Raw genomic sequence first — 10,915 nt, 5'->3', positions numbered from 1 at the left:
ATCGATATTACAGATGATTCCGCGATCTTTTCACAGCAGAAGTGCGTACATCTTAACAAAAGGCCTCCATCTTGTGCATTGCCCCGACGTTTGCTTTAGAATTGTTAATACATTATGCTCTATTTAGAGTTTGGTAACTGCAAACAAGGGCTTAGCGTTAACGGAATCAGGCGGATTTCCTTACGCGACCTTACGAGGGAACCCCATGAAGAGCTCAATCAAAGCGCTCGCTTTGACTGCCGTATTGCCGCTGCTGTGGTTCAGCCCGGCGCAGGGAGCGACGGCTAGCGGCAACATGACGGTCCGGATCACCATCCAGGCGGAATGCAAGGTTCAGACCGCGACCGATATGGATTTCGGCACGAAAGGTGTCATTGACGCCAATGTCGACCAGACCAGCATCATTTCAGTGCAATGCACCACCGGCACGCCCTACAATGTCGGCCTGGGCGCTGGAGCTGGCTCCGGGGCGACGATCGCCGTCCGCAAGATGACCAGCCCAGCTTCCGCGGTCATCAACTACTCGCTTTATCGCGACGCAGGGTATGCCCAGGTATGGGGCACGACCATCGGCACCGATACGGTATCCGGCACCGGCAATGGCGCCCTGCAACCGTTGACGGTCTATGGGCGGGTTCCGCCGCAATCAACGCCTGGCGCGGGTGTCTACACAGACACGGTTGCGATTACTGTCACCTACTAGCGTTTTCTGTCAGACTTGTGTGCTGTCAAACAAGGAGGACGCCATGCGTTCCGTGCTCAAAGGCATTGGCGCGATTGCGCTTTTGTTTCTCGCGCCTGGTCTGGCGCAAGCAGCGTCGCTTCGAGTGGCGCCGACCAACATCGAGATGATCGCGCCGGACAGCGCGGCGGCCCTGACCCTGCGCAATGAGGCCAAAAAGCCCATCAACGTTCAGATGAGAGTATTTCGCTGGACGCAACAGGATGGCATCGAACGACTTGAGCCGACCAGCGATGTCGTTGCCAGTCCCCCGGCTGCAAAGCTTGGCCCTGGGGCCAACTATCTGGTGCGGGTCGTGAGGGTATCCAAAGCACCCGTTGCCAGCGAGGAAAGCTACCGGGTGATCATCGACGAACTTCCCGATCCGTCGAGGAAGAAGGCCGGCACCGTCAGCCTGGTGTTGCGCTATTCGGTCCCAGTGTTCTTTCGCAATGCCGAGGCGGCTGCTCCAAATGTTTCCTGGAGCCTGTCGGGCAAGGGCCGCGGGCTGCTGCTGACAGCAAGAAACACAGGCCAAAGCCGCTTGAGATTGTCCGATTTGACGCTGACGCAAGGTGGTCGAAAGCTCGGCAGCCGCATCGGTCTTGTCGGCTACGTGCTCGGCGGTGCGACCATGCAATGGCCGATCGCGGGGAAGGCGCTTTCAGGCGGGGCGGTTTCGCTGTCAGCCCAGAGCGATTTTGGACCCTTCGATGCCAAAGTTGCGATCAAAGGCCAATAGGGTCGCTATCACCATTGTCGTGGCCGCATTTTCCACCATGCAGGTCAAAGCCCAAGATGTGTTGCCGGCGCCCGCGATAACGGACGTCGCAGCAGCTTCAGCCGAGAGCCGCGATCTTTATCTGGAAGTCTTCGTCAATGATGTCTCGACCGGGTTGATCGGCGCTTTCAAGCAGCTGCCGGATGGCGGCCTGGCTTCTACGCCGGAGGAATTGCGGGAGGTTGGACTGGAACCTGTCGAAAGTGCGATGGGGTCCGATCACCTGGTGCGGGTCGATCGGCTGCCAGACGTCTCCTATCGTATCGATGAAGCGACGCAACGTCTCTATGTGACGGCCACCGATGCGGCACGCTCTGCCCGCATCATCGACATTGGCCAGCAGGGAAAGCAGGACAGGCTCAAGCCGCAATCCGGCTTTGGCGGCGTGCTGAACTACTCCTTGTTCGCCAGCACCAACGATCTGAAGGATCATACCGCGCAGCTCTTTCGCGGCGTCTCAGGCGGTTTCGACGCGCGGCTTTTCAGCCCTTACGGAACGTTGAGCCAAGGCTTCATCACCAGCCTGTCCGATGGCGATCTTGCCGGCTTCACCCGGCTGAACACGACCTGGAGCTATTCCGATCCCGGGCGGCTGCTGACCTACAAAGCGGGTGACTTCGTCTCGGGCGGGCTGGCGTGGACAAGGCCCGTGTATCTCGGCGGCTTTCAGGTCCAGCGCAATTTTTCCTTGCGTTCCGACCTGATCACCTTGCCGCTTCCAAGCTTCTCGGGAACCGCTGCCGTCCCCTCCACGCTCGAGGTCTACACACAGAATGCGCGGACCTACACCAGCGACGTCCCGGCCGGGCCGTTTCAGGTGACGAACCTGCCCGTCTTCACCGGAGCGGGCCAGGCCCAGATCGTCCTGCGCGACAGCCTCGGCCGCGAAACCACCGTGACGTTGCCGTTCTATAATTCCAGCATGCTGCTGAGGCGGGGCCTGCTCGATTTCTCCGCCGAAGTCGGCACTCCGCGGCGCAATTTCGGTGTCGAATCCGGTGACTATGACGGTGGCATCTATGGTTCGGCAAGCGCGCGCTACGGGTTGACCAACTGGCTGACGCTGGAAGGCCACGTCGAGGGCGGCGAAGATCTTGCGAATGGCGGCGCTGGCGTGGCGTTCCCGCTCAGCTATTTCGGCGCAGCCTCCATTGCCGCGGCAGGCAGCCGCCACGGCGGCCAGACGGGCGGGCTCGTCAACGCCTCGCTTGAGATGAGCTACAATGGATGGTCGGTCTACGGCCGCATCCAGCGCGCGTTCGGCGACTACGCGGACATCGCGTCGGTTACCGCCGACATCGACCCTATACCCGGCCCGGACGAGTTCTTCAGCGCCGGCGTTCCTCGCGCGCTCGACCAGGTGACGCTGAGCGTGCCGATGCCGCTTGATTTTTCAAACCTCAACCTCTCCTACGCGCACATTAAGAGCGCCGAGGGAGACAGCAGCCAGATCGTCGGCGTTTCCTACAGCCAGACGGTGTTCAAGGACAGCAGCTTCTATGCCACTGCTTTCACCGACCTTGACGACAAAAACAGCTTTGGCGTGTTCGCGGGCATCTCCGTTCCGCTCGGCGGCGATGTCACAGCCTCGACCGGGGTCGCCGACGGTCCCGATGGCGTGTCGGTGGTCGCCGACATCGCTAAGTCCGAACGGCTGGAGAACGGCAGCATCGGCTGGCGTGCGAGGACGTCAGAGGGCGGCACGCCAAACCGCTCGGCTGCCGTCAGCTACCGTTCGCCATGGGCGCGCATGGAGGCCGGCGTCCAGCAATTCGACAAGAGCCTTCGTGGAACCCTGGGGGTCGACGGGGCAATCGCCGTCGCCGGCGGCGGCATTTTTGCGACCAACCACATCAACGACGCGTTCGCCGTTGTCGATGTCGGTGTTGCCGGCGTGGAAGTCCAGCACCAGAACAGGCCGGTCGGCGTCAGCAACCGGCAGGGGAAGATCCTGGTTCCCGATCTGAACTCCTACGAGGACAACACCATTTCCATCGATCCAAGGAACCTGCCGGTCGATGCGGATGTGCCGGAGACGCGCAAGATCGTCATGCCGGCCGATCGCAGCGGTGTCGTCCTTGATTTCGGCGTTTCAAAGGCTGCCGATGCAGCACTTGTCTCCCTGGTCGACAGCAAAGGCCTGCCGATCGCCGTCGGCGCCAAGGGCCGGGTCGAGGGCGCCGACGAGGAATTTGTGATCGGCTATGATGGCGAGGCCTATATCCGCACCCTTCACCATCAAAACGCTGTGGCCATTGAATTGCCGGATGGCGGCTCATGTCGAGCCGAATTCGCCTATCGAGCGGAACCCGGCCAACAGGTGGTCATCAAGGACGTCATCTGTTTTTGAGGCAAGGACGAACAATGCGCCGTTTCGCTATGCTGCTGGCCATCTTGCTCTTGCCCACCGTTGCCTGGGCTCAAACCTGCAACTTTGCTGTATCGGCGATGAATTTCGGCTCGGTTGACACGCTTTCCGGTTCGCCAAACAATTCAACGGCCACACTCAACGTGTCCTGCAGTGGATTGTTGTTGACGCGCATCCTCATCTGTCCAAATCTGGGGACGGGCAGCGGCGGCGCGACGGGTGCGACCCGTCATATGCTGAGCGGCGCCAATACTCTCGGCTACCAGCTTTATTCGGATCCCCCGACCTCGTCAGTGGTGTGGGGCTCCTATGCGTGGCCGTCTGCGCCGACGGTGCCGGGCTTTGCGCTGGTGCTGGACGCGCTCGGCAGCGGTTCCGCCAGCCGGACCATCTATGGCACGGTATTGGGCGGACAGGCTACCGCGGTGCCGGGGACCTATCTCTCGACATTTTCGGGAATCCCCCATGTCGAGTTCCGCTATCGAGCCAGCGTCCTCAGCAACGATTGCAGCACCAGCGCAGGCTCCGTCGACAGCCCCACATTCACGATCAACGCGACCGTGGCGGCCAATTGTCTGCTGGCAATCCAGAACATCGATTTCGGATCGACCGGCATCCTGGGCGCCAATGTCGATGCGACCGGCGGGGTTACCATCACCTGCACCCCGGGGACGCCGTACACAGTGTCGCTCAACAACGGAGCGAACGGTTCGGCCCCGGCCGCGCGCAAGATGAAAAAGGGCGCGGAAACCGTAACCTACGGCCTCTACAAGGATAACGCACGCAGCCAGGTGTGGGGCGACGCAGCGACGCCAGGCAGCACGGTTGCGGGAACCGGCAGCGGTGCGGCGCAGAATCTGACCGTCTACGGCCGGGTGCCCGCGCAAACGACACCCTCGGCCGGCCTCTACACAGACACAGTCGTCGTGACCGTGACTTACTAAAGCGCGTCGACGCGCTTTAAGTCTTTGTTTTTATGCATCTCGTTGTCCCAAAGCCGCTGCACACTTTTGGGCGACATGCATTACCTCCGCACAGCAAAACGCCGCGCGCCCGAGAGGACGCGCGGCGTTTCAGGCAACGGCTTCTATCAGGGCTGGATCGGCGCGTATTTGCCGTCGTGCCACTGGTTGATGTCGTAGCTGGCGTTCTTCAAGTCGCCCTTCTCGTCGAAGGTGACCGAGCCTACGACGGTGCTGATCGGCGTGCCGTTCTTCAGCGCTTCGGCGACCTTTGCCGGGTCGTCGCTGCCGGCACGCTTGATGCCCTCGGCGAAAGCCTGGACCACGGCATAGGAGAACAGAGTGAAGCCCTCCGGCACGAAGCCGCCGGCCTTGATCTTGGCAATGGCTTCCTTGGCTTCAGGCTTGGCCTGCGGATCCGACGGGAAGACGAACATCGTGCCTTCACCGGCCGGGCCGGCAACCTGCCAGAATTCCGGCGAGGCGATCGAGTCCGGCATGATCAGCTGGAACTTGACGCTCTGTTCCGCCGACTGGCGCAGGATCAGGCCGGCCTCCGGATGGTAGCCGCCGAAATAGACGACATCGGCCTTGAGGTCCTTCAGCTTGGTGACGAGAGCCGAATAGTCCTTGTCGCCGGCATTGATGCCTTCGTAGAGAACCTCGTTGAGGCCACCGGCATTCATCGTCGCCTTGACGGCATCGGCCACGCCCTGCCCGTAGGCGCTCTTGTCATGCAGGATGACGACGTTCTTGCCGGCATATTTCTTGGCGATCCAGGGGCCGATGAAAGCGCCCTGCGCATCGTCGCGCGTATAGAGGCGCATGATGGTCGGCCAGCCGGCCTTCGCCGCTGCATCGGTCAGCACCGGGTTGGAAGAGGCCGGGCTCATCATCAGCGCGCCGGCTTCGGCATAGACGGCGGAAGCCGGAATGCTTGAGCCCGAGCAGGCGTGACCGTCGATGAACTTGGTGCCGTTGGCGACAATACGGTTGGCTACCGACACCGCCTGCTTGGGATCGCACTGGTCGTCCTGGACGTCGAGCTTGATCTGGCGGCCTTCGACACCGCCGGCGGCGTTGATTGCGTCGACGGCCGCTTGTGCGCCTTGCTTGAACTGATCGCCAATGGTGGCCAGCTGACCAGTCATCGGCCCGACCACCGAAACGGTGATGTCGTCGGCGAAAGCGATCGGTGCGCTCATCATCAGGCCGACTATGGCCGCGTTCAAAATACTCAATTTTTTCATGGTGATCCTCCCACTCTCGCGCAGCCGTTCCAGCCGCGCTTCTTTCAGAAGGCGGGACAATTTCATCCTTCACCGGATATGTCTTGGCGCATCGGCGGCGCGCGATTGGGCCTGCAATGAGACGGCTGGACCGTGCTCAGCGATTTGCAAGGGCCTGGAAAGTAAAAAGCCGCGCCAGCCTTGTTTCGGCCGGTCGCGGCTTTTTGCCCATCGAGCTGTCCCCAAACGCCCCCGCGCCAGAAACCCGATCGCTTCCCTGTTTTTCGCGCGGCTTGGCCTTATGGGACCTGCCGCGTTCTTGGTCTTGATAGAGCGGCCGTCTTGTCGCGACCTTGTCCCTGGTGGGCGGCCGTCTTCTCGCGGCCTTGACCCAAAGTGTTCCCGCCCTTGATCCCAGTCCCCTTGCAGGGGACCCAGAAACTCAGTGCATGGTCATCCATTCGCGGGCTTCGCGCAGCGCCCTGGCGATCTCGACCTTCGACATGGCGGCCGACAGTTCCGAGCGCAGTTCCGCGGCGCGGGCCGAGCCCTTGATGGCGGCGATGTTGAACCATTTGTGGGCGGCGACGACGTCGGTCTCGCAATCGCGGCCGGTCGCATACATCATGCCCAGTTCGAAAAGAATGTCGGCCTGGGCAGTTGCCCCCATGGCGCCGAAGCCGGCTTCAAGCATTTCAAAACGTGCCATTTTAGTCCCCTGTTCTGGCTCCCGAGAGCTGCTTCCTTCTGTCCCTCGGTATCCCTTGGGCGGCTGCTCTTCCGATGCTTCCGAGAATGCAGCGGAGGCTTGAATCCGTCGTTAAATGGCGTGCTTAATTTGAGGAAAACAAAGCTAAAACAAGAGGTAAACGCGGAAATTCGTTAAGGATACAAAGCCAGCAATCGCGCCGCTTCGTGCCAAATTTGACGAAAATTTGTGAGGCGCGGGTCAAGACTCCGCTAACCACGGCAGACAAAGGCAGCAGGCGGAACGTTTCATTTCTGCTGCGACGAGAGCGGTTTGGGCGGCGTGAGAAATCCTGAAAGCTTCCGTGGCGGCACCGCTTTTGTTTTGCCTGGAGGTGGATTAGCTTACGTTTGCGTAAGGGGCGGAGGAGCACCCCCGGACCCAACAGGGAGGACAGATATGTTTCGAAGAGTGAGCTTGGCCCTCGCGGCCACAGTGATGATGGCCGGGGCGGCATGGGCCGACCCGATCGAAGGCAACTGGAAGACGCAGGCCGGTTCGACGGCGGAGATCGCCGGCAGCAGTGCGTTTTCCATCACGCTCAAGTCCGGCAAACATGCCGGCAAGAACATCGGTTCTTTCAAGGCAGCAGGCGCCAACAAATACACCGGCACCATAACCGACCCGGACACCGACAAGACCTATTCCGGCAAGGCGACGCTTTCAGGCACCTCCCTCAAGATGAGTGGCTGCGTGCTCGGTGGCCTGATCTGCAAGAGCCAGACCTGGCACAAGCTCTGATTGTCAGCATTTCCACTGAATGAGGACGGGGCCTTCAGAGGCCCCGTTTTCGTTTCACCGACGACAGTCCCACACGGCTGGACCTGGCGTCGCTCGCGGCATCGAAACCGGGACCGGTTGCGCCGCCAAAACATCGTCAATCAATTTGAACCGCAGATGAACGCCGGCATCAGAGCCGGTTCAGTTGCATCAGGGCATTCTCATGCGTGTTGAAGGAGACACCACGCAATGCTCGCCCGCCGCTTCACCATCGTCTGCCTGCTGATGAGCCTGTTTGGAATGTTCTTCGCCATCCTCGTCGCCGAGGCCGGCCGTCCGGCTCGCTCCTGGGATGTAGCCAGTTCCAATTCCTGCCGGTTCGGTTGCCCGAGCCACCTGCGCAACTGAACCATTTTCGCCCCTGAAACGACAAAGACCTAGAGAGAGAAAAAAGCAAAAGCCATGAACCGGATCGCCGCCAACGCCATGAAGACCCTTCGGCTCCTGCCGCGGGCGGCGCTCATCCTGACGGTGCTTTCAGCCCCCGTTCTGGCCGTGCCGACGATGCGCTCCAATGCCGACACCACGATCGAAGCGCCGGCACAGAAGAACCACGGCGTTGGCTTCGTGCTGCTGGTCAGCCTGCAACGCGGATAAGTGTCCTTGTCATAGTGCATGTCGTTCTCCCAAACCCGCCGCGGACATGGGATCAGAAAAAGAAAAACGACGCTTTGGCCGGGTTCGGCCACCACACCCCTCCCAACCGCACATCCAAGTCTCTATATTGAGCCATGGAAAAGCGAATCTATCCCCAAGCCATCGAATCGGTCGTCATGCCGGAGCCTTTTGGGCGGCAAAGCTTCACTGACGCCAAAAAAGCTGTCGCGGCGCTGCAGGTCCTTTACGACCGCAACACCAAGTTCCTGCGCGACTCGTTTGCGGCGCTGGCCGAAAGCGGCGACAGTAGCAAGCGCTACCGCGCCTTCTATCCGGAGATCGGCGTCACCACGAACTCGTTCACACAGATCGACTCACGGCAGGCCTATGGCCATATGCCGACGCCGGGGCATTTCTCCACCACCATCACCCAGCCGGCTTTGTTCGAAAGCTATCTCACCGAACAGCTGCGCCTCATCATGCGCAACCACGGCGTTCCGGTCACGGTCTCGGAATCGACCACGCCGATCCCGTTGCATTTTGCCTTCCTCGAAGGCACCCATGTCGACGGCGCGGCTGCCGAGCGCATCAAGCGGCCGATCCGCGACCTGTTCGACGTCCCGGATCTCGACGGCACCGACGACCAGATCGCCAATGGCACGTTCGAAGTGGCTTTTGGCGAGCCAAGGCCGCTGGCGCCGTTCACGGCGCAACGCATCGACTATTCGCTGCACCGGCTGTCGCATTATACGGCGACGACGCCGCAGCATTTCCAGAACTTCGTGCTGTTCACCAACTACCAGTTCTATATCGACGAATTCGTCGCCCGCGCCCGCGAGTTGATGGCCAAGGGCGGCGACGGCTATGCCGAATTCGTCGAGCCGGGCAACGTCATCACCAAGGCCGGACAAAGCGCGCCCAGCGAAGGCGTGGCGGCGGCGCGCCTGCCGCAGATGCCGGCCTATCATCTGAAGAAGCCGAACCATGGCGGCATCACTATGGTCAATATCGGCGTCGGTCCTTCCAACGCCAAGACGATCACCGACCATATCGCCGTCCTGCGGCCGCATGCCTGGCTAATGCTCGGCCACTGCGCCGGCCTGCGCAACACCCAGGCGCTTGGCGACTATGTGCTGGCGCACGCCTATGTCCGGGAGGACCATGTTCTCGACGACGACCTGCCGGTCTGGGTGCCGATACCGCCGCTGGCCGAGATCCAGGTGGCGCTGCAGGAAGCGGTCGCCGAGGTCACCGGCCTGTCCGGCTACGATCTCAAGCGCATCATGCGCACCGGCACCGTCGCCACCATCGACAACCGCAACTGGGAACTGCGCGACCAGCGCGGGCCGGTGCAGCGGTTGTCGCAGTCGCGGGCGATCGCCCTCGACATGGAATCGGCGACCATCGCCGCCAATGGCTTCCGCTTCCGGGTGCCTTACGGCACGTTGCTTTGCGTCTCAGACAAGCCCTTGCATGGCGAACTGAAGCTGCCGGGCATGGCGACCGAATTCTACAAGCGGCAGGTGGCGCAGCATCTGACCATCGGCATCAGGGCGATGGAAAAGCTCGCCGAAATGCCGATGGAGCGGCTACACTCGCGCAAGCTCAGAAGTTTTTCGGAGACGGCGTTCCAGTAGGACAAGGGACATTTCGTCATCTTGATTGAGCCGTATTTCTGCCGATAACGACACAAGATGGCACGGACCCGGAACATGGCGATATCGCTGGCATTCATCGCAATGCTCGCCTGCTCGGTCGCGCTGGTGGCCGGGTTTTTCGGCTTCCTGCACCCGGCCTTCGATTCCTTCGCGCATTTCCGCGTCCATCTGGCCGTACTGATGGCGCTTTGCGCGCTGCCGTTGCTCGCCACCTCGTTTCGTCTGCAGGCGGCTGTAGCCCTGCTGTTTGCCGTGGCCGCCTTCGTCACCACGTCGAACACCTTGCCGCGGCTGTGGCAGGTCCAGGCGGCCTACGAAGCCACGCCTGGCGACCAGATGGTCTACCGGCTGCTGCAGATGAATTTGCGCTTCGACAATCCGACGCCGAAAAAGGTGCTGTCGCTGATCGGCCGGACCAATCCCGACGTGATCACCCTCGACGAGGTGTCGGGGATGTGGACGACCGAGCTTGGCTATATCACCAGCGCGTACCCATACCGGATCCTGTGCCCCTACCCCAACGGCGTGTTCGGCGTAGCCCTGCTTTCCAGACGACCCTTTGCAGCCGGCACAGAGCCGTTTTGCGAGCGGCGCGGCGCGATGGCCATCGCGAAGGTCGATTTCGGCGGCATCGGCGTCGATGTCGCGGCCATCCATCTCAGCTGGCCATGGCCGCGCGAGCAGGCCTGGCAGATCGGCGAATTGTCGGAACCGCTGGCCTCGCTTGGCGAGACGGCGATCATGGCGGGCGACTGCAATGCGGCGCCGTGGAGCGCGGCGGTGCGACGCGTCGCATCGCTTGGCCAGCTGACCGTCATGCCGTCTGCGGGGCCGACCTGGATCTACATCAAGCTGCCGGATTTCCTGCGGCGCTTCGTCGGGCTGCCGATCGACCAGGTGTTCAGCAAGGGCGCGGTTGTCATCCATTCAGCTGCGAGGCTGGAGGAAACCGGCTCCGACCACCTGCCGGTATTGGTGGAATTCTCGCTACGCTCGGACGTGCAAAAGCCGGATGACGAGGACGAAACCGCGACCGTCTCGCTGACATTGCCCGGCCGGACGCGCGGCTGA

The 10,915-nt window shown here is 61.5% G+C and carries 11 protein-coding genes; 9 read left to right on the top strand and 2 right to left on the bottom strand.

Translation table 11 applies throughout. The features are described 5' to 3' along the window. Positions 1-205 precede the first annotated feature (205 nt). Genes AC1D0N_RS11595 through AC1D0N_RS11580 form a run of 4 tightly spaced genes read left to right on the top strand, consistent with a single transcriptional unit; the run spans position 206 to position 4,814 of the window. The gene (locus AC1D0N_RS11595) at positions 206-703 is read left to right on the top strand and encodes a Csu type fimbrial protein (RefSeq protein ID WP_477243856.1); all 498 of its coding nucleotides are present in this window, start codon (positions 206-208) and stop codon (positions 701-703) included. A gap of 43 nt (positions 704-746) precedes the next feature. Then, a complete protein-coding gene (locus tag AC1D0N_RS11590; RefSeq protein ID WP_477244036.1) occupies positions 747-1,463 on the top strand; it encodes a fimbrial biogenesis chaperone in 717 nt (238 codons plus the stop codon). Then, complete coding sequence (locus tag AC1D0N_RS11585; RefSeq protein ID WP_477243854.1) at positions 1,435-3,852, top strand: fimbria/pilus outer membrane usher protein; 2,418 nt, start codon at positions 1,435-1,437, stop codon at positions 3,850-3,852. The genes AC1D0N_RS11590 and AC1D0N_RS11585 overlap by 29 nt, the downstream gene beginning before the upstream one ends. A gap of 14 nt (positions 3,853-3,866) precedes the next feature. Then, positions 3,867-4,814, top strand: a complete 948-nt coding sequence (locus AC1D0N_RS11580; RefSeq protein ID WP_477243852.1) for a Csu type fimbrial protein — start codon at positions 3,867-3,869, stop codon at positions 4,812-4,814. Positions 4,815-4,960: 146 nt separating this feature from the next. Here AC1D0N_RS11580 and AC1D0N_RS11575 read toward each other — a convergent pair whose 3' ends face one another. Then, on the bottom strand, positions 4,961-6,082 hold the full coding sequence (locus tag AC1D0N_RS11575) for a branched-chain amino acid ABC transporter substrate-binding protein (RefSeq protein ID WP_477243850.1): 1,122 nt from the start codon (positions 6,080-6,082) through the stop codon (positions 4,961-4,963). Between the two features lie 421 nt (positions 6,083-6,503). Further along, positions 6,504-6,770, bottom strand: a complete 267-nt coding sequence (locus AC1D0N_RS11570) for an SEL1-like repeat protein (RefSeq protein ID WP_115145099.1) — start codon at positions 6,768-6,770, stop codon at positions 6,504-6,506. A gap of 438 nt (positions 6,771-7,208) precedes the next feature. On the opposite strand from AC1D0N_RS11570, the gene AC1D0N_RS11565 reads away from it, so the two are divergent. The 5 genes from AC1D0N_RS11565 (at position 7,209) to AC1D0N_RS11545 (ending at position 10,915) form a co-directional block, all read left to right on the top strand. Continuing rightward, positions 7,209-7,550, top strand: coding sequence for a DUF2147 domain-containing protein (locus tag AC1D0N_RS11565; RefSeq protein WP_477243847.1), 342 nt, complete (start codon positions 7,209-7,211; stop codon positions 7,548-7,550). 228 nt (positions 7,551-7,778) lie between these two features. After that, positions 7,779-7,937, top strand: a complete 159-nt coding sequence (locus AC1D0N_RS11560) for a hypothetical protein (RefSeq protein WP_477243845.1) — start codon at positions 7,779-7,781, stop codon at positions 7,935-7,937. A 54-nt stretch (positions 7,938-7,991) separates the two neighbouring features. Next, entirely contained in the window at positions 7,992-8,186 is a 195-nt protein-coding gene (locus AC1D0N_RS11555) for a hypothetical protein (RefSeq protein ID WP_477243843.1), read from the top strand. 176 nt (positions 8,187-8,362) lie between these two features. Continuing rightward, positions 8,363-9,823, top strand: coding sequence for an AMP nucleosidase (locus AC1D0N_RS11550; RefSeq protein WP_477244034.1), 1,461 nt, complete (start codon positions 8,363-8,365; stop codon positions 9,821-9,823). 75 nt (positions 9,824-9,898) lie between these two features. Continuing rightward, positions 9,899-10,915: an endonuclease/exonuclease/phosphatase family protein gene (locus tag AC1D0N_RS11545; protein ID WP_477243841.1), complete on the top strand. Its 1,017-nt coding sequence runs from the start codon at positions 9,899-9,901 to the stop codon at positions 10,913-10,915.

It is taken from the genome of Mesorhizobium sp. P2_E10 (genome assembly GCF_056404235.1).
The sequence above is the reverse complement of the archived record's forward strand: the minus strand, read 5'-3'. Positions and strand labels throughout refer to the sequence as shown.

Bases quoted from the DNA above. Each gene is read 5' to 3' on its own strand.
- AC1D0N_RS11595 (WP_477243856.1), top strand. From the start codon at position 206: ATGAAGAGCTCAATCAAAGCGCTCGCTTTGACTGCCGTATTGCCGCTG.
- AC1D0N_RS11590 (WP_477244036.1), top strand. From the start codon at position 747: ATGCGTTCCGTGCTCAAAGGCATTGGCGCGATTGCGCTTTTGTTTCTC.
- AC1D0N_RS11585 (WP_477243854.1), top strand. From the start codon at position 1,435: ATGCCAAAGTTGCGATCAAAGGCCAATAGGGTCGCTATCACCATTGTC.
- AC1D0N_RS11580 (WP_477243852.1), top strand. From the start codon at position 3,867: ATGCGCCGTTTCGCTATGCTGCTGGCCATCTTGCTCTTGCCCACCGTT.
- AC1D0N_RS11575 (WP_477243850.1), bottom strand. From the start codon at position 6,082: ATGAAAAAATTGAGTATTTTGAACGCGGCCATAGTCGGCCTGATGATG.
- AC1D0N_RS11570 (WP_115145099.1), bottom strand. From the start codon at position 6,770: ATGGCACGTTTTGAAATGCTTGAAGCCGGCTTCGGCGCCATGGGGGCA.
- AC1D0N_RS11565 (WP_477243847.1), top strand. From the start codon at position 7,209: ATGTTTCGAAGAGTGAGCTTGGCCCTCGCGGCCACAGTGATGATGGCC.
- AC1D0N_RS11560 (WP_477243845.1), top strand. From the start codon at position 7,779: ATGCTCGCCCGCCGCTTCACCATCGTCTGCCTGCTGATGAGCCTGTTT.
- AC1D0N_RS11555 (WP_477243843.1), top strand. From the start codon at position 7,992: ATGAACCGGATCGCCGCCAACGCCATGAAGACCCTTCGGCTCCTGCCG.
- AC1D0N_RS11550 (WP_477244034.1), top strand. From the start codon at position 8,363: ATGCCGGAGCCTTTTGGGCGGCAAAGCTTCACTGACGCCAAAAAAGCT.
- AC1D0N_RS11545 (WP_477243841.1), top strand. From the start codon at position 9,899: ATGGCGATATCGCTGGCATTCATCGCAATGCTCGCCTGCTCGGTCGCG.